The following is a 20,969-nucleotide window of genomic DNA, read 5'->3' on the forward strand; positions in this document are numbered from 1 at the left end:
CTCTCGAATCCGGATTCCGGGATCAGCCGGAACCCGGCAGATTCAGAACGTGGAACCGGCGAGCATCGCCAGGTGCTCGACCACCGGCCCCAGCGCCAGCGCCGGGAAGTAGGTCAGGCCGCCGACGATCACCACGATCGCCACCAGCAGGCCGATGAACAGCGGCCCATCGGTCGGGAAGCTGCCCGAGGTCGGCGGTGACTTGCTCTTGGCGACCAGCGAGCCGGCGACGGCCAGCATCGGCACGATCACCGCGAAGCGGCCGATCATCATCGCGGCAGCCAGAGTCAGGTTCCAGAACGGCGTGTTAGCGGTGAGGCCCGCAAAGGCGCTGCCGTTGTTGCCGACCGCCGAGGTGTAGGCATAGAGCATTTCGCTGAAGCCATGCGGGCCGGCATTGGCCAGACCCTGCAAAGCGACCGGCGAGACACTGGCCACCGCCAGGAAGCCGAGCAGCGCCAGCGGCATGCACAGGATCGACAGCACAGTGAGCTTGATCTCGCGCGCTTCGATTTTCTTGCCGAGGTATTCCGGCGTGCGGCCCACCATCAGGCCGGCGATGAACAGCGCGACGATGGCAAACAGCAGCATGCCGTACAGGCCGCTGCCGACGCCGCCGAACACCACTTCGCCGAGCATGATGTTGACCAGCGGCACGGCACCGCCCAGTGGCGTGAAGCTGTCGTGCATCGAATTCACCGCGCCACAGGAGGCATCGGTGGTCACCGTCGCGAACAGGGTCGAGGCGGCGATGCCGAAGCGCGCTTCCTTGCCTTCCATGTTGCCGCCGGACTGGATCAGGCTGGCGGTCTGGTCGATGCCCATTGAGGCGAATGCCGGGTTGCCCGCGCTTTCCGCCCAGAACGAAGCCCCAGCGCCGGCCAGGAACAGCACCGCCATCGCGCTGTAGATCGCCCAGCCCTGCAGCTCGTTCTTGACCATGCGGCCGAAGGTGTTGGTCAGCGCGGCGGAGATCAGGAAGATCGCCAGCATCTGAACGAAGTTGGCGAGCGCCGTCGGATTCTCGAACGGATGCGCAGCATTGGCGTTGAAGAAGCCGCCGCCATTGGTGCCGAGCATCTTGATCGCGACTTGCGACGCGACTGGCCCCTGGGCGATCAGCTGCTTGGCGCCTTCGAGCGTGGTCGCTTCCGTGGCGCCGATGAAGTTCTGCGGCGTGCCCTGCCAGACCAGGAACAGCGACAGCAGGATCGACAGTGGCAGCAGCACATAGAGCGTGGCGCGGGTCATATCGACCCAGAAATTGCCCAGGCCTTTACCCTTTTCACGGGCAAAACCACGAATCAGCGCGATCGCCAGCGCGATGCCGGTAGCCGCCGACAGGAAGTTCTGCACCGCCAGGCCGAACATCTGTGTGCCGTGCGACATCGTTGATTCGCCGCCGTAGCTCTGCCAGTTGGTGTTGGTGACGAAGCTCACCGCGGTGTTCAGGCTGAGATCGCCAGTCAGCGCGCCATAGCCCTGCGGATTCAGCGGCAGCCAGCCCTGCAGCTGCTGGATCGCGAACAGCAGCAGATAGCCGCCGAGGCTGAACACCAGCATCGCGGTCGCGTAACGGATCCAGGTCTGATCTTCGTTGCTGCGAACGCCGGCCAGCTTGTAGAAGCCGCGTTCAACCGGGCCGAGGACTATCGACAGCCAGGTGCGTTCACCTTCGAACACCCGCTTCAGATAGCCGCCGAGCGGCCGCGTCGCCAGCGTCAGGATCAGCAGGAACAGCGCGATCAGCAGCCAGCCGTCCGTGGTCGCCGAGGCCGTCACTGGAATTTCTCCGGCTTCAGCAGCGCATAGCCGAGATAGGCCAGCAGGATCAGGACGGCGAAGGCGCCCAACCAATGATCAAAGCTCATCATCGTGCCCTCAGATGCGGTCGCAGAAGAGCACGTAGGAAATCAATACCGCGAAACCGGCCACGCCGAGCAGCAGCAGGAACATCGTCATCGAAATCGCTCCAACGCCGGCAAGCTCCGGCCCGTGCATTGGGCGCCGGGTGGCCGTTGGGAATCGAGACGTCGGGAGGGGGAAAAAAATAAAGAACGCGTAAAGATCGGCTGGATGGCCGGTCCGTCGGGGTGAAGCCCCCTCTCTCCGGGAGAGGGGAGCGAGTCTTACGGAGCGGGTACGCTCTCGACCGGCGTCGCCGTCGTCTTCTCGACTTCACGCGGCGTCTCGACCTTCTGCGGGGCCTGTTCGATGACCGGCGTTGCCCCGGTTTCGGACAGGCTCTGCGCTGCATCGACCTTCGCCCCGGTACGAACCGCATCGACCACCAGGCTGTCGCGACGTACCGCGGCTTCGGTGCTCTTGACGCTGGCGCCGGACTGCAGCGACGAGATCGCCGAATTGACGATGCTCGCGCAACTGGTGCAGCGCGTTTTCGCCAGCAGCTTCTTCAGATCACGATTGGCGGCGTCCGGGCCGCTGGCGGCGCCGGTGATGCGCAGCACTTCGCTGCGATACCAGCGCTCCAGCAGGCCGAAGGCATTGCTGACGCCGGCGACCAGATAGGCGCGCGATTCGGCGTCGATCGCCGGAATCGCTTCGGCGGTGTTCAGGCGGCGCAGCGCCAGTTCGGTCTGGGCGGCGTCTTCGCTGCTCGGGGCATCGTCGTCATCGGCATAGCGATGGACCACGGTGTCTACGGCGTCGATTGCGCGGAAACCATCGAGCAGGGTGGCCCAGGTGCGACGCGTGGTCGGCGTGGCACTGGCCAGGGCTTCATCGAGGCAGGCATCGAGCCGCGTCGAACGGGCGACCATGTAGCGCTGCCAGTAGCTGTAGCGCGGGCTGTCGGTACCAGGCAGCGCCAGCCGCTGATAGCGCCAGGCAGCGCGCGACAGGCGATCGATCGAACCACCGGATTCGCGGATGTCGGCCAGCACGATGCGCCGCTTCAGCAGCAGGTCTTCGAGGAAGGCCTGGCGGCCGGTCAGCGCACCGGTGGCGATGGCATCGGCGGTCTTTGCCAGGGTGCCGCGATCGGTGGCGCAAGGTCCGCCCTGGGCAACCAGATCATCGATCGGCCGGTAATCGCTGACTCTCAGATCGAACAGCAGATAGGGCGTGGTGAACGGCATGCTCTTGCCGTCCTTCTGGACGCAGAGCTTCGGGTTCTCGATTTCCAGGCTGCAGAGATCGACTTCAGTGGCGACCGGCGGCCGCTTCTTGTCCTCGTTGAGCAGCACGAAAGCGACCACGCGGCCATCGAGACCGTCGAGCGTCTCGGCGACCTGGAAGGTGTATTCCTTCTTGCGCTCCCACTTGCGGTTGGCGCTGGTCGCCGACTTCTCCAGCATCGGCACCACGAAGGTCTGGAACGCGGTGATCGGCACGCCGCCGAGCACGGTGGCGACGCCGGTGATTGCGGCCGGCGTCTTCTTGATCGTTTCCATCAGCGGGCCGAGCGTCGCCGCACCGCTCTCGGTGACGCCGCGGACGATCAGGGTCAGGGTCGCGGCACCAGTCAACGAACCAGCCTTGACGACGATGCCGCCGGCCAGGGTGCGAGCGGTCAGATCCTCGCTGCTGGCCTTGTCGACGTCATAGCTGAGCAGCGGCACTTCCGGCGCCACCGTGTCTCGGCCGGGGCCGGCGAGCGGCTGCAGCTTGGCGGTGACCACGATCAGCTTGGGCGCATCGCTGCCATAGAACTTCAAGCGCTCGGCGTCGACGCCGATGTTGCTCGACACCTGCACCTGCAGATAGCCGTCCTCGCCAAGTTCGGAAACCCGCGCGCCCGGCGCATGGCCGAGCTCCACCGTCGCGGTCTCGATGAAGCGGGACGACGAGGCGCAGCCGCTCAGCAGCAACAGCGGAACGACGGCGGCGAGGGCGAAGCGGGCGCGAAGCATCATGAGCAGGCAGTGAAAGTGGTGACAGGACGACAACACGAGGGACAGCGTAAAGCCCGCAGCGGTTCAGTCCTCAGTTCGGTTTGATGGCATCGGCAGCCAGCTCGCCGTCGCTGTCAGCACCAGCCCGGCGCGGATCGCGCGGCCTGGAAACACCTTGCCGATCGCATCGACATAGGCATCCATCTGGCTGCGATGCTGCTGCACGAGGCTGGCGGCATCCGGGCGCGGCGCAGTCTTGTAATCGACGATCCACAGCTGCGCACCGTCGTCGATCAGGCGGTCGATGATGCCGTTGCGCGGCGTGCCGTCATCGGCCTGCCACTGCACCGGCACTTCATTCCAGGCCCGCACGAGCCGTGCCGGATCGAACAGCATGGTCAGCTGCGGGCTGGTCAGCACGGTTCGGGCTTCGGCGAGCCATCCGTCAGTGAGGCTCGGATCGACGATTTCACCGAACTGGGCTTCCAGCTGAGCGACCAGACCGTCTGCACGCAGTGCGAGACCGCGCACCAGCTGCTCGATCAGCCAGTGAATCGCCCGGCCGCGCAGCACGGCGTCGGGATCGCGTGCCGTGCCGTGGCTGGATGGGGTCGCGCCCGTGCGCAGCAACGCGGGCAAGCGTTCACGCAGACGCGGCGATTCGGCAGGCGCTGCCGCAGTGGTGGCCACGGCCGCTGCAGGGATCACCGGAAAATTGCCGAGGCGGATTCCGAGCGTGCCTTCCGGTGCATCGGCCAGCGGTTGCATGCCATGTTCGGCGACCAGCTGGATCATCGCGTCCACGGCGTGCTGGTGCCAGCGGCGCAGCCGGTCTTCCTGCTTCTGCGCGAACGCCGACACGAACAGGTACTGGCGAGCGCGGGTGGTGGCGACGTACAGCAGGTTCAGCACTTCGCGATCCTGCTTTTTGCGACGCGTTTCGATCAGTTCTTCGCTGCGGGCATCGCGCTCCGGTTTGGCGCCGATCAGCACGAACGCGCGGGGCCGGTCGGCGTCCGATGGCCAGTCGACCAGCCAGCCGGCATCGCGGCTGCTCGGCGTCGGCGCGGTGTTGACCACGAACACGGCTGGCGCTTCCAGGCCCTTAGAGGCATGCACGGTCATCACCCGTACCGCATCGGCGGTGGCCGGCGGCGCTTCGTCGGGCGCGTCCTTGCCGGCGGCGGCGAGCCTGGCAAGCGCCTGATTCAGGCGGCCGAGCGTCGGATAGCGGCCCTGGTCGATGTTCAGCACCTGCTGCATCAGCGCGCCCAGATTGACTCTGATGCGCCGGTCTGCAGGCATCACCGCTTCATAGCGTGATGCGAGATCCAGCTCGCCGTCGATACGGTCGAGCAGGTCGTGGGCGGGCAGGCGGCTGGCGGCCTTAAGCCATGCCGCGATGGCCGCGGCCGCGCGCGCCAGCGGTTCGCCCAAGGCATCGTGCCCGGCGTCGCGGCTGGCAAGCGACTGCAAGCGACTCCACCAATCGCGGCCGTCGTCGCGGGCCAGGGCCAGTTGCACCAGATCGTCGTCGCTGGCCGCGAACATCGGCGAGCGCAGCACCTGGGCCAGATCGAGATCGCGCTGCGGGCTGTCGAGCAAGCGCAGCAAGGCCATCAGATCGCGCGCCAGCACGGTATCGAGCAGACCGCCGCGCGCCGATCCCACGAATGGAATCCTCGCTTCGGCCAGCGCCTGCTCGATGGCGCGCAGATGCGTGCGTTCGCGGGCCAGGATCATCACGTCGGCATAGCCGAGCGCACGCGGTGGCTGGCCGTCGACGGCGACCGGTAGCCGGGCATCGATCAGCGCACGGATGCGCGCCGCGACCTGGGCGCCTTCGCGGGCGGCAAGGCTCTGCTCCTCGTCCGCAAGCGCCTCGGTCAGCGGATCGCGCAAGGTACCGACGACCAGTTGCTTGCGGTCGAGCTTGTCGGCTGCAGCGGCGACCAGGGCTTCGACCTCGGGCACGACTCGCGGCAGCACTTCCACCGCGCCCCAGTCGTCGCTGCGATGAGTGGCGTGCGGCTCGAAACCGATCGTCGTCGCGTCCTCGCCGGTGAACAGCGCGTTGACGAACGCGATCACCGCCGGGGCGCTGCGCCGTGAATCGTTGAGCGGCTGCTTGACGCCGCCAAGGCGGTCGCACAGGTAGTCACCGGCACGCGCCAGCAGTTCCGGATTGGCACGCCGGAAGCCGTAGATGCTCTGCTTCGGATCGCCGACCACGAAAGCGCTGCGCGGTCGTTCCCGGTCCTCGGCCATGTTGTCGAGGATGGTCAGCAGCAGCGACCACTGGGTCGGGCTGGTGTCCTGGAATTCGTCGAGCAGCAGGTGGTCGATGCGGCGATCGAGCTTGTATTGCACCCAGTCGCGATCCGGGCCGCGCAATAGTTTCCAAGCCTGCCATTCGAGATCGTCGAAGCCGAGCGCATTGCGTGCTCGCAGCGCTTCGTCACGCGCGGCCAGCAAGCGGATGCCGAGCGTTGCCGCAGCGACACCGCGCTGCCAGTTGCGGCGGGCGATGCGGGCGCAAGCGATGGCTTCGAGCGTGGTGCAGATCGTGTCGTAGACCGCCATGAAGCGGGCGAATTCGGCCTGGCTGACCTTGGCCTTGATCTTCAGCTTGCGGCGTTCGCCATCGGTCAGGAACTTCTGCGCGGCCGCGAAGCGAGCAAGGGCGTCGGTGGCGGCCAGTGCTGCCGCCGGCACCTCGGCCTTCAGATGGCCGAGCCCGCCGAAATCGGTCAGCAGGTCATAGGCACGGCTCAGCTGCTCGACGAATTCCGGCGTCATCAGCGCCGCTTCCGGAGGTGTTGCGTCGTCCGGATCGACGCCGAGTTCGTCGGCCAGCATCGCCGAGTAGTTGGCGATCTGCTCGTCGGCCGGCCAGTCCTGCACCAGCGCACGCCAGTCGCTGCGCTGCTGGATGAAGCCATCGAGCCAGCCGCGCAGCTGGTGTTCGCTGGCACCGTCGTCGATCAGCTGCCTGAAGGCCCGGGCTTCCGCGCTGTCCGGCTGGCGATGCAGCGCGTCGAGCAGCGTGGTCCAGGCTTCGGCCAGCAGTTCGCGCTCGTCTTCCAGCAGCGTGTAGCCGGGCGGAATGCCGGCCTCGATCGCGAAGCGGGTGAGCAGGTCCTGGCAGAACGCATGCAGGGTCAGTGCGCGCAAGCCGAACGGCGCTTGCAGCAGGCGCTCGTACTGGCTGCGCGCCAGCGCTCGCAGCGTGTCGTCTGGCCGCAGGTCGATGTTGATCAGCTCGCGATCGAGCGCCTCGTCGCTGGCGAAAGCCAGTTCGCGCAACCGGCTTTCGACCCGCTCGCGCATCTCGGCCGCGGCCTTGCGGGTGAAGGTCAGCGCGAGAATGCCGCCGGGGTCGGTGCCGGCCAGCAGCAGGCGCACGACTCGCGACACCAGCTGCCAGGTCTTGCCGCTGCCGGCCGACGCGACGACGCTGACCGAGCGAGCCGGATCGAGCGCGAGCTTCACGAGGCCGCTACCCAGCTGCCACGCCGACACAGGCCGCTGTGATCGCAATGCTCGCAGACCGCAGCCGCGCCATTTGCCGGCAGCGCATGGCCAGCCTCGAGGCGGCTGCGCAGCGATTGCAGTCGGGTTTCGATGGCCGACAGCAGCGGGGTCAGCGTCTCGTCCGGCAGGCTGACGATGCGCTTGTGCGCGGCCAGATCGCCGCCGAGCTTCCAGTACTCGATCGCCGCCGGATCTTCCACCGCCAGCGCGTAATGCGGCAGTTGCACCGCTTCGCCGGAAACCATTGCCTTGGCATCGGGCACCCGGCTGCCGGTCTTGTAATCGACGATGGTGGCGCCTTCGGTACGGTGCTCGATGCGATCGACCAGGCCGCCGAGCGTCCAGCCGGCGTGCTCGCGGGGCAGCTCGACTTCAACTTGCACCCGGGCATCGCTGCGTTCGGCCAGTTGCACGGCCAGCCAGGGCCGGACCCTGGCGAACTCGCGCTGCCAGACGGCGGCCATCGGCCGACTCGCGAGATCGGGTGCGAACACGGCGTCGGCCAGCGTTTCGAGATAGCGGGCGATCGGCTCGGCTGCAGCCGGGCCGGCATACGGCGGCGGCAATGCTGGATCGCGCTGCTCGTGGAAGGCGCAGAGGATGCGATGCACGCGATCGCCGTAGTCGCTGCGATCCGGCTCGGCATCCGGGTCCTGGCCGGCGTCGAGGCGCAGGTTCTTCGCCGCATGCCAGCGGTAGGGACATTCGATCAGCTGCTGGTGGCTGCCGGCACTCAGGTGGGACGGCAGCAGCGCTGCCGACGCCATCGGTGCCGGCATGGCCTGCGGCTGCAGATCGACGGCGACGCGCGGCGCGATCCGGGTCGCGGCCAGGCCGGCGCGAGCGGCGAGTGCGCTGTCGTGCAGCGGATCATGCCCGGCGGCCTGCGCCTGCGCTGCCAGCGCTTCCAGCCAGGGCGAGGGCTGCGGCGTGTCGCCGTCCTCGGCGGCCGCATAGCTGGCGATCACCATCGGCGCGGCTTCGAGCAGGCCGCGCAGCCGGCTCAGCCCCAGCGCCTGCCGTACCGGCCAGCCTTCCAGCCCCAGCTCGGCGCGCACCGCGTGGTTGAACAGCACTTCGCCGGGCGCGGCACCGGGCAGCGCGGCGCGAGTCGCCGACGCCAGCACGATGACGTCGGCCGACAGGCCGGCGGTCTGGTCCAAGGTCAGCAGCGGCACTCTCGGCAGGCCGGGATCGACTTCCGGCCGGAAGGTCGAGGTTTCCAGGTGGCGGTCGAGCAGGGCGCGGAACTCCGACCAGCGCAGCCGCAGCGGCAGGCCGTCGAGCGCCTGTTCCAGCTGCCGCAACGCGGCGATCACCTGCGAACCGGCATCGTCATCGGCAAGCCCGGCCGACAGGCCGACCCCATTCAGGCTGGCCAGGGTGGCGCGCGCCCACTCGACGGCCAAGCGCGGCGGGCCGTTGACCGGCAATTCGCTACCGGCGCGCTGCAAGCGCTCGAATAGCGCCGGCCAGCGGTCGTCGACCAGCTTCTGCAGCGCGGCGAGGCCGGCGCGTGGCGCAGTTTTCAGATCGCGTGGCGGGAAGTGCAATAGCTGGTCGAGCCGCGCAGCCAGCGGCGGCTCGGGACGCTCCACCGGTTCGCCGCGAAAGAAGCCCGATTTCAGAAGATCGAGCAGCGGCCGATAGTGGAAGCCGGTTTCCAGACATTCCAGCCAGGCCGACAAGGTCGCCGCGGCGCGGCTGGTCGACAGCGTCCAGCCGATGCGGTCGTCGAGCGCGATGCCGGCGCGTTCGAGCAGGGCGCGCAGGCGGCGGGCGAGGCGGCGATCGCCACTGACCACGACCACATCGCGATGGCCGGCGAGCAGCGCTTCGCGCACCGCCAGTTCGACGACCCGCGCTTCATGCTCGGGCGACGACGCGGCCACCAACCGGATGCCGCAGGGACCGCTGCCAGCCAGCGCCCGGGCGCGTTCGGCCAGGCTGCCGTCGCCGAGCGCGAACAGCGCATCGAGCAGGCGGCCGCGCATCGTCGACTGCGCCGGTACTTCGACAGCCGGCAGATCGAGCAGGCTGGCCAGTCGGTTCGGCGCCTCGCCGTCACGGCCGCTGCTGCGGCCCCGGGACCACAGCGCCAGCCGTCCTTCGGCCAGCAGCGGCGCCAGCAGACGGGCCTCGGCGCGGCTCAAGTGGTCATGGCCGATCAGCCAGGTGTCGCGGAGATCAACGCACGCAGCTTGCAGTGCCCGCAGATGGGCAACGGCCGGGGCGCGGTCGCCGATCTCCTCGGTGTAGGCCCGCCACAACTGATGAACCAGCTGCGCTTCGCGCGACAGCGCGTCCAGTTCCGGCGCGGCATAGGCAATGCGCAGCTGTTCGGCAAAGTCCTCGAGCCGCTCGGGCAGCTGCACGGCATTGAGCGCCAGTTCTTCGAACAGCTGGAACAAGGCGTCGGCGACCTGCATCGGATCGCGACCGGGAAACACACTGCGCAGTCGGGTCAGCCACTCGGCGAGTTGCAGCCGGCAGGCCAATGCCGAAAGCGGTGCCGGCGCATCGCCGGCTCGATACCGGGCCGCCAGCTGCGTGAGGCTCAGCAGCTGCGGCATCAGCAGCGCAGCGCCGGCGGCCCGAACCAGCGCCTCGCGCAGCGGCCGCACCAGCAGCGGCGTGGCGACCACCAAGGTCAACCCGGACAGATCCGGCAAGCGCTGGCGATGCTCGTCGATCAGCCGCCGGGCGACCTGATCGACGAACGCGGTTCCTGGCGCGAACAGCAACAGCGGCGTGCGGGAAGGACTCACGCGCCGGGCTGGGTCTTCTGAGTTCGGCGCAAATCGCTCAGGGGGAACGCGGGCTTCAGCGTTCCAGCAGCTTGAACTTGTCCGGCTTGCCGTCCCAGTCCTTGGCGCCGGGCAGGCCGTCATTCTTCTCGGTCAGAACCGGCCATTCGGCTGACAATTCCTTGTTCAGCGCGATGAAATGTTTCTGATCTTCGGGCACATCATCCTCGGCAAGGATGGCATTGGCTGGGCACTCCGGTTCGCACAGCGTGCAGTCGATGCATTCTTCCGGATCGATGACCAGGAAATTCGGCCCTTCATGGAAGCAATCCACCGGGCAGACTTCCACGCAGTCCGTGTATTTGCACTTGATGCAGTTTTCAACGACGACGAAGGTCATGGCACTCGAGGCAGGCGGTAACAGGTGGAGGATTTTACGGTGTTATCGGGGCTCGTGACGATGCCGGCTCGACTGAGTGACGCCCGGCGACGAAGCCGGGCGCCGGAATCGATAATCTGCCCTTAAGGATCGGCGGCAATATTGTCGTTCCAGGAATGATGCTGTTCATGCCCGAGCCCGTTTGCCGATGAGAATTCTGCTGGTCGAAGACGACGCGATGCTCGGCGAGGCGCTGGCTCGCAGCCTGGCGCTCAATGCCCATGCGGTGGACTGGGTTCGTGATGGCGTTGCCGCCGCCAGCCACTGGCAGGCCACGGCCTATGACCTGGTATTGCTCGATCTCGGCCTGCCGGGACGCGATGGCTTGCAGGTGCTCGCAGATGGCCGCCGCGCCGGTCAGGAAACGCCGGTGCTGATCCTGACGGCGCGCGATGCCGTGCAGGATCGGGTCAAGGGCCTGGACAGCGGTGCCGACGACTACCTGCTCAAGCCCTTCGATCTCGACGAGCTGCTGGCGCGCATCCGGGCGCTGAGCCGGCGCCGTGCCGGCAACGCCCAGCCCGGCATCGAGCATCTCGGTCTGAGCCTTGATCTGGCCTCCCGCGAAGGCAGTTATCAGGGCCGGACGATCACCTTCACCCGTCGCGAGTTCGCGCTGCTGACCGCGATGCTCGAACACCCGGGCAAGGTGTGGACCAAGGAGCAGCTGGTCGAACGCCTGTACGGCTGGGACGAAGAGATCGCCAGCAATGCGCTGGAAGTCCACGTCCACGCGCTGCGTCGCAAACTTTCAGCGGACTTCATCGGCAATGCCCGCGGCGTCGGCTACTTCGTGGCCAAGACACTGCCGTGAAATCCTCGCTGCGCCGTCGACTGGTGCTGACCATGCTGGTCGGCGGCATGATCGGCAGCCTGATCGGCATCTTCGGCCTGTACTGGCAGGCGGTCGAGGAGCTCAACGAATTGTTCGACGATCGCCTCCAGGCAATCGGCAACAATCTGGCGCCGCAAAGCCTCGGCTTCGGCGAAGTGCGCAACCCGGATGAAGCCGAGGACGACATCGTCATCCAGCTCTGGGCCGGCGATGGCAGCCTGCGCTACGCATCCAGCACCGAAGAACGCGCGCCGATCCCCGCCGTTGCCGGGCTGATGACCTTGAAGAGCCCGGATGTGGACTGGCGCAGCTACGCCCGGGCCATGCCCGACGGCGGCTGGCTGCAGGTGGCCCAGGAGAAATCGGCACGCCGCAGGATTGCCGCCAATACCACCTTGCGTCTGCTGCTGCCGCTGCTCAGCGTGCTGCCGCTGCTGGCGCTGTTTTCCTGGCTGGCGATCTCCCGGCTGCTGCAGCCGCTGCGCACCCTGGCGGATCAGCTGCAGCGCGGCGGGCCGCACAAGCAGGTGCGGGTGGTGGTCGACGATGCGCCCAGCGAACTCGGCCCGGTGATCGGGGCGCTCAATGATCTGCTGGCCCGGCAAGCCGATGCCGCGCGTCGTCAGCAGGCCTTCCTCGCCGATGCCGCGCACGAGCTGCGCACGCCGCTGACGGTGGTCGGTCTGCAGGTGCAGCGGGCGCAGCAGGCTGGCAGCACGGCGGAACGCAGCGATGCCCTGAACGCACTGAAGTCCGGCGTCGACCGCGCGATCCGCATGGTCACCCAGCTGCTGGCGCTGGCGCGCAGCGAGCCCGGCGCCAGCCCGGAACGGCCGCTGCGCCGAATCAATCTGGAAAGCTTGCTGACCACCGTGCTTGCCGAGCTGTATCCGCTGGCAGCGAACAAGCAGATCGATCTCGGCCTGGTCGCCAGCCAGCCCTGTCTGATCGACAGCGAGGGCGAAGGCCTGCGCAGCCTGATCACCAACCTTGTCGACAACGCGATCCGGCACACGCCAGCCGGTGGTCGGGTTGATGTATCGCTGCAGGTCGACGCCAACCAGGCCGTCCTGCTGGTCTCGGACACCGGTTGCGGCATCGCCGCCGACCGTCGCCAGGCAGTGTTCGAGCGCTTCGTCCGCGAAGGCGATGCCGATGCCAGCGGCACCGGCCTGGGCCTGGCCATCGTCCGCCAGGAAGTCGATCGCCACGGCGGTAGCATCGTTCTCGAGGACGGCGCTTCGGGCATCGGGCTTGCTGTCCGTGTGCTGCTGCCGCTGGCGGGTCCGGACTCTGCCACGGGAGATACGAATAGACGGAAAAGACCCTAACGCCCGCTTAAGCATGGGGACTTAGGTTCAGCAGGTCCGCATCCGGAGACATGAGATTGTGAGTGCGATGATCGAGCAAGAACTGATGGCGCAGCTGGTTCGGCCGGCCTCGAGCGGACATCGTGGAGTCCGCTGTGGCTTCCTGTTCAACCACGATCAGTTGCACCAGCTCGCCCACAGCGCGCCGATCGCCTTCGAGCTGATGCGTCGGCAGGACGGACCCGAGGTCAGGCTGTTCGTCACCAGCCAGGCCCAGCACGAAGCGCTGCTGCGAGTGGCGGAAAAATATGCGATGCCGACCGGCAAGATTTACCGGCTGCGTCTGCCGCTCCTGCTGCGTCTGCTGCAGCCGCTGCTTGATCCGCTGATGCCGTTTTCGCGAGTGATGATGCTGCTGTGCAATCGCGCAGCATTTCGCGATCTGGATCTGCTGGTGGTGCCGGAGAAGACCAGCCTGCTGCTGCGCAGCCGCTTCGGCCTCAAGCATCTGAAATTCGTCCACACCCGCCACGGTGCCGGTGATCGCGAGGTCGGTTTCGACAAGGCCAGCGGCGAATTCGATCTGGTGCTGATGTCCGGCGAGAAGATCCGCGATCGCCTGATCGAGGCCGGCCTGCTGAAGGACGGCGGCCATGCGGTGATCGGCTATCCGAAGTTCGATCTGCATGCCGACGAAAGCGCGGCGGGCAACACCGCTGACGTCGTTCGACCGAAGCTGTTCGACAACGATCGCCCGACGGTGCTCTACAACCCGCATTGCTCGCCGAGTCTGTCGTCCTGGTATCGCGATGGGCTTGAGGTGCTCGAAGCCTTCTACCGCTCGGACCGCTACAACCTGATCGTCGCGCCGCATGTGATGCTGTTTGCCAAGCGCGTGCAGGTATCGCTGGATCGCTGGAGCTTCGATGCGCCGGGCGAGATTCCGGCTCGCTACCGCGACTGCCCGCACATGCTGATCGATACCGGCAGCGCCCGCAGCTGCGACATGAGCTATACCGAAGCGGCCGATCTGTATCTGGGCGACGCCAGCAGCCAGGTCTACGAATTCCTGCATCGTCCGCGGCCTTGCGTGTTTCTCAATACACAGGGCGTGGCCTGGCGTGACGACGACAATTTCCGCCACTGGAATGCCGGCCCGGTGCTCGACACCGTCGAGCACCTGGAAGCGGCGATCGACGCCGCCTTCGCCAGCCACAGCCACTACATCGACACTCAGCGCGCGCTGTTCGATTACAGCTTCGACCTGCGCGAAACGCCTTCTTCGGTGCGCGGTGCCGAAGCGATCCGGGCCTTCTGCGCACGGCAGTTTCCGGTGGCGGCGGCCTCCGAGCAGACAGCCGGTAGTGTCTTGTTGTCTGGCTAATAGTCTCTTAAGCGGCAAGCCTTTCAATGACGTCACGCAGGCCATGAGGCCCGCGATGTCGACCGAAGGATTGCCATGCAACAGTTCCATCCGCAGACCAGAACCCCGACTTCAGGGGCCACCAGCCGCCAGGCGATGCCGCTCGATCTTCCGGCGATGGTCTCCTGTCCAGAAGGCCATCTGCGACCCTTCCCACCGCTGACCCTGATCACCGGTGCCACCGGTTTCGTCGGCGGTGCCTGCGCCATCGAAGCGATGGAAAGTGGCAAGACGCAAAGCCTGCTGTTCCTGGTTCGTGCGGTTTCGCAGGAAGAAGGCCTGAAGCGCCTGCTCGAATCGCTGGGCCGCTTCGAATCGAAGACCGCGCCGCTGTCGCTGCTGACGGCGGACCAGATCATCGTCGGTGATCTCGCCGATGTCGCCGCGTTCTCGGACGATCCGCGCCTTGATCGCGTCACCCATGTGCTGAACAGCGCCGCGGTGGCTTCGTTCGGCAATCATCCGGGCATCTGGCCGGTCAACGTCGTCGGCACGGTCGCTTTTGCCAAGCGCATGGCCGCGGCGCCGAGACTGAAACGCTTCGTGCATATCGGCACCGCGATGGCTTGCGGCGCTGGTCAGACCTCGCCGGTGCAGGAAAGCTGGCAATTGCCGGAAACGCCGGGCCATCTGGTGCCGTACACCGCATCGAAGGCCGAAGCCGAGCGCCAGATGCGGGCAATCCCCGGCCTGCCGCTGGTGGTGGCGCGGCCGTCGATCGTCGTCGGTCACAGCCGCCTGGGCTGCAAGCCGTCGAGCAGCATCTTCTGGGTGTTCCGCATGGCCCAGGATCTGGGCCGTTTCATGTGCAGCCTCGACGAGACCGTCGATGTCATTCCGGTCGATTACTGCGCGCAGGCGCTGATGCTGCTGACCTACAAGGAACACATCGCCAGCGACCTCTACCACATCTCCGCCGGCGACGGCAGCGCCAGTTTCCGGGCGATCGAAGCGGCGATGGCCGAGGCCCGGCACATCCCCTCGCAGGTCAACACCTGGCGGCAGATCCGCGAGTGCGATATCCCGTCGATCGTGCCGGACTTCAAGGCCCGGCTCGGCATCGCCAACCGCCGCCTGGTGACCAAGGCGGTAAAGCTCTACGGCGGTTTCTCGCTGCTCAACTATCAGTTCGACAACCATCGCCTGATCGCCGAAGGCTTCGCGCAACCGCCGAGTTTTCCGTCGTACATCGGGCACTGCATCAACAGCACCGAAGGCCTGCCGCTGCTCGAACAGATGATGAGCGACTTCAAATAGGCGCCGACCTCGATCCCTGAGCATCTTTCGAGCTTGGCGATGTCGCTGGCCCTGATCATCCTGCGTCACGACTGGCGCCGCTTCCTGCCGGCGCTGCTGTCGGTGAGCTTTGCCGGCGTGCTGATGCTGGTGCAGCTCGGCCTGCTCGCCGGCATGTTCGGCACCGTCACCGTGCTGGCCGACACCATGGCGGCCGATCTGTGGCTGACCGCGCCAGCCGTTCGCAGCATCGATCAGGCGGCGGACATCCCCTCCAACCTGGCGGCGTTGCTGTACAGCCACCCGGCCGTGGTCAGCAGCGAGACGCTGAGCTTGCGCGATGCCAGCTGGCGCGGCAGTTCCGGCACGCCGGTGCCGGTGACCCTGGTCGGCATCAGTCCCGATCCCTTGGCACTCAGTTGTCCGCAAGCCTTGCGAGCCAGCTTGTGCGCAGCACTTGCCGAGCCAGACAGCGTTGTCGTCGATGCCAGCGAAGCCGACAAGCTCGATGTCGGCACGATGCCGACGACGGTCGAGATCAACGGCCATCGTCTGCATGTCGTCGGACTGTCGACCGGCCTGCGCAGTATCGGCACGACTTACGTGTTCCTGTCGCGGCAAAGCTTGCGCGGTTTGCTGGTTGACGAGACGGCGGCCGACACCAGCAGCTTCGTGCTCGCCAGCTTGCGTCCTGGTTCCCTGGCGACAACCGTGGTCACTGAACTCGCTGCCTTGCTGCCAGCCGGCAGCGCCAAAGCCTGGACTCGCGATGAGCTGTCGGGGCAATCACAGCGCTGGTGGCTGGAAGAATCCGGTGTCGGCGCCGGCTTCCTGTTCTCGACCGTGCTCGGCTTGCTGATCGCCGTCGTCATCACCAGCCAGACCCTGCGCAGTGTCGTGCTCGGCCAGTTGCGCGAGTACGCCGCGTTCCGGGCGATCGGTGTGCCGCCCTCGAAGCTCGGTGCGGTGATCGTCGAGCAATCGGCCTGGATCGGTGCGGCCGGTGGCCTGCTGATGCTGGCCGTGGTCGCCGCCGTCTCGATGCTGGCCGCGCATTTCCAGGTGCCGTTCGCGCTGCAGGCTGGCGGGGTTGTCGCTGCGTTCGCGATCGGCCTGCTGACCGCGATCGGCTCCGGCCTGCTGGCGCTGCGCGAGCTGTATCGCCTGCAGCCGGCGGAGCTGCTGCGATGAGCGCTGCCGTGATCGCCAACGGCCTCGTCCACGCGTTCGGCAGCGGAGCCGCACGCAGCCCGGTGCTGCAAGGCTTGTCCGCCGAGTTCATGCCGGGCGAAGTGAGCCTGGTGATGGGCGCGTCCGGCTCCGGCAAGTCGACCCTGCTGGCCGCGATCGGCGGTCTGCTGCGACCGGATCGCGGTGAGGTGCGGATTGCCGGCGCCGCGCTTTGGTCACTGACGGCGCGGTCGCTGGAGCGTTTTCGTTACCAGCACTGCGGCTACATCTTTCAGGGCTTCAACCTGTTCCCGGCGCTGACCGCGCTGGACCAAGTCGCACTGCCGTTGCGCTTCGGCGGCATCGCCAAGAACACGGCCAAGGCGCGCGCCGAAGCCTCGCTGGCGGAGGTCGGGCTTGAAGCGCGTCTGCATCTGCGACCGGCGGAATTGTCCGGTGGCGAGAAGCAGCGGGTCGCGATTGCCCGCGCCCTGGTCACGCGGCCCCAGGTGTTGTTCGCCGACGAGCCGACCAGCGCCCTCGACAGCCGCAACGGCACCGCAGTGATCGCCTTGTTGCAGGACATCGCCCGCGCACTTGGCACCACGGTGATCGTCGTCACGCACGATGCCCGACTGATCCGTCACGCCGAGCGCGTGCTGCAGATCGACAACGGCAGGATCACCAGCGACGAACGCATCAGCCGCGCCTCGATGGCGATCGAGGAAGCAGCATGAAGGCCTGGCCGCGCCGGCTGCTGGCAACGATCACGGCGGTGGCGCTGTTCATTGCCGTGCTCAACGGTGGCCGCAGCCGCGCCGCTCAGCCGGCCGTCTTGCCGGCACCTGCCGTCGTCAATGTGGCGGCCGTGGCTGCGGCGCCAGGCTGGGTCGATGTACAGGGCGGCACTCGACGCTTGGCGATGCCGGTAGACGGCGTCGTCACGGCGCTCGCCCCGAGCGACGGTGTCGCCGTGAAGGTCGGCGCGGTGCTGGTGCAACTGGACGAGCAGACCGCCTTGCTCGATCAGCAGGCCAATGCGCTGGAGATCAAGCGCGGCCAGCAGGCCGTTCACGCGCTGGAGCAACAGCTTCAGCGCAGCCATCTGGAGATCGCGCGACTGCAACCGCTGGTGCGCATGCAGGCCGAAGCCGAGGACGTGCTGCGTACGGCCGAGGCCAGCGTGCAGGCGATCACCGACAACCTGGCGTCGGCACGTCTGGCTTTGCAGGCTTCGCAGTTACAGCAACAAAGGCTGACGCTGCAGCACCGGCAACTGAGTTTGCGTGCGCCCTCGGCGGGCCATGTGCTGAGGATCGATGCCCAGCTCGGTGAAAGCCTCAGCCGCGGCACGCCAGTGGTCTGGTTCGCGCCGGATGCGCCGCTGATCGTCCGTGCTGAAGTCGACGAGCATCTGCTCGGCCGCCTGACGCTCGGCATGACGGCGACCATCGAGGCCGAAGCCGGCGGCGGGCCGCGCTATCCGGCCAAGCTCACGCAGATCGCCCGCGCCGTCGGCCCGGTCCGAGCGCTGCCCGAGGTGCGGGCAGCGGCGAAGGATGACCATGTCGTCGAATGCCTGCTGTCGCTCGGTGCAGCGCCGCTGCTGATCGGCCAGCGCGTGCTGGTGCGCTTCGGTGGCGCGCCATGAAGTCTGTTTGTCTGGCCCTGTTGCTGCCGGGAATGCTCGCGGCTTGCGCCAGCGCGCCGCGTGTCGCTGAAGCACCGGTGCCGACTCCGCTGCAGTGGCAGATGCCGATGTCGGACGCGGGCGAGGGCAGCGACGCCGGCTTCTGGTCCGGCTTCGCCAGCCCTGAGCTGGACAGGCTGCTGCAACGCGCGGCCATCGCCAATCCGGATCTGCAGATCGCGGTCCGCAGACTGCGCATCGCGGATGACGCCGAACGTCTGGCCGCCGCCGGCAAGCGCCCGGCGCTCGACTTCCAGGCTGGCCCGGTCGACAACACGGCGGTCGCCGTCAATGGTGGTCGGCGCAGCGCCGCCGTCTACCGTCTCGGTTTCGAAGCCAGCTACGAACTCGATTTCTGGGGCCGCATCGACAATCAGATCGCCGGTGCCAAGGCTGACGCGGCCGGCCAGCGCTTCGAGGCCGGTGCGGCTCGAATCGCGATGGCCGATGAACTCGCTCATCGCTATTTCGATATCGCGGAAGCCGATGAAGTGCGGGTACTGCTGCAGCGTCGCGCCGCCTTGGCTGACGAGCGATGGACCTTGGAAACCGCGCGCCAGGCCGCCGGCCGCATCGATGCCGGACCGGTGCTCGAAGCGCAGCGCGCGCGCAACCAACTGCAGGACGAACTTGCCGATTGGCAGCAGCGCCGCCAGCAGGACATCTGGCAGTTGGCGCTGCTGTGCGGCGAATTGCCGGAAGCGTTCACGCTGGCAGCCAGTCCGCTGCGGCAGGCGATACGGCGCCCATCGGTGCCATCCGGCCTGCCATCGTCGCTGCTGCAGCGACGCCCGGATCTGCAGGCCGCGTCTTCACGCCTGCAAGCGGCGCAGGCGCAGATCGGCGTTGCCTGGGCCGAGCAGTTTCCGCAGATCCGGCTGACTGCCGAACTGGGGGTCGCCAGTGATGTGCTGCACCGGGTGCTGTCCGGCGCGATCCTGCCGTTCGGCATCGGCCCGTCGATCAGCCTGCCGCTGCTCGATGGCGGTGCCCGCGCAGCGAGGCTTGATGCCAGCCAGCAGGCGGCCGAAATCGCCGAGACCGAATATCGCAAGGCCGCACTCGCCGCGTTCGTCGATGTCGAGCTGGCGCTGCAGGCGCATGCCGATGCCGACAGCCGGCAGCGCCAATCGGAGCAGACCGCGGCCTGGCAACAGCAGCTCGCACAGCGCAGCGCGGCGCAGCAGCAAGCCGGCCGCGCCAACAGGATCGACGCGATCACTCTGGAATCAGCCCGGCTCGAAGCCGAACAGCTGGCGGTCGATCGCTATCGCCAGCAACTCGATGCGCTGCTGGCGCTGCATGCCGCACTCGGCGGCGGCTGGTCCGCGCCGGATCTCGCACTTGCCAGTTCAACAAGTGCCATCAACGAACCCAGCAACAGACCCGGTAACAAAAAGGTAACGCCATGAACCACTATCTCGGCCCTGAATTCCAGCAGATTGAAACCGTGCATTGGCGCGATCTGGAAGCGCGCGGCGGCTTTCGTCCGCGCCAGCAGCCATTGCTGGTCAAGGGCGCGGTCGAACGCTGGCCGGCGTCGCAGCAATGGACTTTCGACAAGCTCGCCGAACTGCGCCGGCCGGATGGTTCGGAAGTGGTCACCAGCTTCCAGAACGGGCTGGTCGAGCAGGGCGTGACCCGCGAGCCGGTGATCCAGCCGGTGGCGCCTTATCTGCGCAAGCTAGCGGATGCAGCCGCGACGATCCGCGCCGGGCGTATCGACGACATCGGCCTGCTGCCGAATCGCCGGCGCCAGTCGCTGGCAGAAGGCGAGCGCTTCCATCTCGACTGGAATTATCTGAAGACCTTCACCGCCGACGAGGTCTATCTCGCCCAGTGGTACATCCTCAACGAGTTCCCCGAGCTGCGGCAGCACTTCGAGATCGGCCAGCTGTGGCCCGGCTTGCGCCGTACCTGGGAGTACACCTTCATCGGTCCGGCCAACACTGTCACCGGCCTGCATTACGACTTCCCGAACAACTGGTTCTGCCAGGTCAGCGGCGTCAAGGAATTCCTGCTGTTTCCGCCGGACCAGAGCCCGCAGATGTGCAAGTCGCGCAAGTACGATTGGGGCGCAACCCTGAGCGATATCGACATCTCGCGGCTCGACGAGCAGCCGGCCGAACGCGAAAGTTTCGCCAGGGCTGAAGGTCTCTACGCGCGAGTGGAAGCCGGCGATGCGCTGTTCGTGCCGAGCCGCACCTGGCATGCCGTGGTCTCGCTGGAGCCTTCGATCAGCCTCGCGGTGTTCGGCCTCACGCCCTGGGAAATCCTTGCCGGCGGTCTGCCCTCGGAAACCCGGGCGTTGCTGCACCGCCTGCATCTGTATCGCTGGGGCAATTGCACCTGCCATCGCATGCAGCACGCGCCCGCGCCGCAAAGAGCCCTGACATGAATACCAATGCCTGGATCCTGATGGCCCTCGCGATCACCGGCGAGATCGCCGGCACCAGTTTCCTCAAGCTCGCCAACGGTTGGGAGCGGCCCTGGGCCTGGGTCGGGGTCGGTGCCGGATTCGGACTCGCCATGCTCCTGCTGGGGCAGCTGCTCAAGAAGCTGGATGTCAGCGTGGTCTACGCGATCTGGAGCGGTGTCGCCATCGCGCTGATCGCGGTGGTCGGCGCCGTGGTATTCGGCGAGGCCATGAGCTGGCGGCGCGCCGCGGGTCTGGTGGCGACCATCATCGGCATCGTGCTGCTCCAGCTCGACACCAGAGCGGCGTAGACCC

General features: G+C 67.0%; 16 protein-coding genes. 10 read left to right on the forward strand and 6 right to left on the reverse strand.

Going from position 1 to position 20,969, the window contains the following annotated elements:
• Positions 1-42: 42 nt before the first annotated feature.
• The 6 genes from kdpA to fdxA all read right to left on the reverse strand — a co-directional run bounded on the left by kdpA (position 43) and on the right by fdxA (position 10,535).
• Positions 43-1,782 (reverse strand): potassium-transporting ATPase subunit KdpA, encoded by a 1,740-nt coding sequence (gene kdpA / locus G513_RS0105540; RefSeq protein WP_022975830.1) that lies wholly within the window; start codon positions 1,780-1,782, stop codon positions 43-45.
• Complete coding sequence (locus G513_RS25350; protein WP_022975831.1) at positions 1,779-1,871, reverse strand: potassium-transporting ATPase subunit F; 93 nt, start codon at positions 1,869-1,871, stop codon at positions 1,779-1,781. Before G513_RS25350 ends, kdpA begins: the two co-directional genes overlap by 4 nt.
• 258 nt (positions 1,872-2,129) lie before the next feature.
• Positions 2,130-3,875: a hypothetical protein gene (locus G513_RS0105550; protein WP_022975833.1), complete on the reverse strand. Its 1,746-nt coding sequence runs from the start codon at positions 3,873-3,875 to the stop codon at positions 2,130-2,132.
• Between the two features lie 63 nt (positions 3,876-3,938).
• Positions 3,939-7,346, reverse strand: coding sequence for a UvrD-helicase domain-containing protein (locus tag G513_RS21560; RefSeq protein ID WP_156891409.1), 3,408 nt, complete (start codon positions 7,344-7,346; stop codon positions 3,939-3,941).
• Positions 7,343-10,156 carry a PD-(D/E)XK nuclease family protein gene (locus G513_RS0105560; protein ID WP_156891411.1) on the reverse strand — a complete coding sequence of 938 codons (2,814 nt, stop codon included), beginning with the start codon at positions 10,154-10,156 and terminating at the stop codon, positions 7,343-7,345. The genes G513_RS21560 and G513_RS0105560 overlap by 4 nt, the downstream gene beginning before the upstream one ends.
• Positions 10,157-10,211: 55 nt before the next feature.
• The gene (gene fdxA / locus G513_RS0105565; RefSeq protein WP_022975836.1) at positions 10,212-10,535 is read right to left on the reverse strand and encodes a ferredoxin FdxA; all 324 of its coding nucleotides are present in this window, start codon (positions 10,533-10,535) and stop codon (positions 10,212-10,214) included.
• 187 nt (positions 10,536-10,722) lie between these two features.
• On the opposite strand from fdxA, the gene G513_RS0105570 reads away from it, so the two are divergent.
• The 10 genes from G513_RS0105570 (at position 10,723) to G513_RS0105615 (ending at position 20,965) form a co-directional block, all read left to right on the forward strand.
• Positions 10,723-11,388 (forward strand): response regulator, encoded by a 666-nt coding sequence (locus G513_RS0105570; protein WP_022975837.1) that lies wholly within the window; start codon positions 10,723-10,725, stop codon positions 11,386-11,388.
• Entirely contained in the window at positions 11,385-12,740 is a 1,356-nt protein-coding gene (locus G513_RS0105575) for a sensor histidine kinase (RefSeq protein ID WP_022975838.1), read from the forward strand. The genes G513_RS0105570 and G513_RS0105575 overlap by 4 nt, the downstream gene beginning before the upstream one ends.
• 67 nt (positions 12,741-12,807) lie before the next feature.
• Positions 12,808-14,103, forward strand: coding sequence for a CDP-glycerol glycerophosphotransferase family protein (locus G513_RS21565; RefSeq protein ID WP_022975839.1), 1,296 nt, complete (start codon positions 12,808-12,810; stop codon positions 14,101-14,103).
• Between the two features lie 75 nt (positions 14,104-14,178).
• Positions 14,179-15,399 (forward strand): SDR family oxidoreductase, encoded by a 1,221-nt coding sequence (locus tag G513_RS0105585; RefSeq protein WP_211219602.1) that lies wholly within the window; start codon positions 14,179-14,181, stop codon positions 15,397-15,399.
• A 39-nt stretch (positions 15,400-15,438) separates the two neighbouring features.
• Positions 15,439-16,569 carry an ABC transporter permease gene (locus G513_RS0105590; RefSeq protein ID WP_022975841.1) on the forward strand — a complete coding sequence of 377 codons (1,131 nt, stop codon included), beginning with the start codon at positions 15,439-15,441 and terminating at the stop codon, positions 16,567-16,569.
• Entirely contained in the window at positions 16,566-17,285 is a 720-nt protein-coding gene (locus G513_RS0105595) for an ABC transporter ATP-binding protein (protein ID WP_022975842.1), read from the forward strand. Before G513_RS0105590 ends, G513_RS0105595 begins: the two co-directional genes overlap by 4 nt.
• Entirely contained in the window at positions 17,282-18,199 is a 918-nt protein-coding gene (locus G513_RS0105600; RefSeq protein ID WP_022975843.1) for an HlyD family secretion protein, read from the forward strand. Before G513_RS0105595 ends, G513_RS0105600 begins: the two co-directional genes overlap by 4 nt.
• Entirely contained in the window at positions 18,196-19,650 is a 1,455-nt protein-coding gene (locus G513_RS0105605; protein ID WP_169560521.1) for an efflux transporter outer membrane subunit, read from the forward strand. The genes G513_RS0105600 and G513_RS0105605 overlap by 4 nt, the downstream gene beginning before the upstream one ends.
• Positions 19,647-20,636, forward strand: a complete 990-nt coding sequence (locus tag G513_RS0105610; protein WP_022975845.1) for a cupin-like domain-containing protein — start codon at positions 19,647-19,649, stop codon at positions 20,634-20,636. The genes G513_RS0105605 and G513_RS0105610 overlap by 4 nt, the downstream gene beginning before the upstream one ends.
• Positions 20,633-20,965, forward strand: coding sequence for a DMT family transporter (locus G513_RS0105615; protein ID WP_022975846.1), 333 nt, complete (start codon positions 20,633-20,635; stop codon positions 20,963-20,965). The genes G513_RS0105610 and G513_RS0105615 overlap by 4 nt, the downstream gene beginning before the upstream one ends.
• The last annotated feature ends 4 nt before the right edge of the window (positions 20,966-20,969 follow it).

Origin of the sequence: Nevskia ramosa DSM 11499 (genome assembly GCF_000420645.1) — a bacterium.
Taxonomy (GTDB): domain Bacteria; phylum Pseudomonadota; class Gammaproteobacteria; order Nevskiales; family Nevskiaceae; genus Nevskia; species Nevskia ramosa.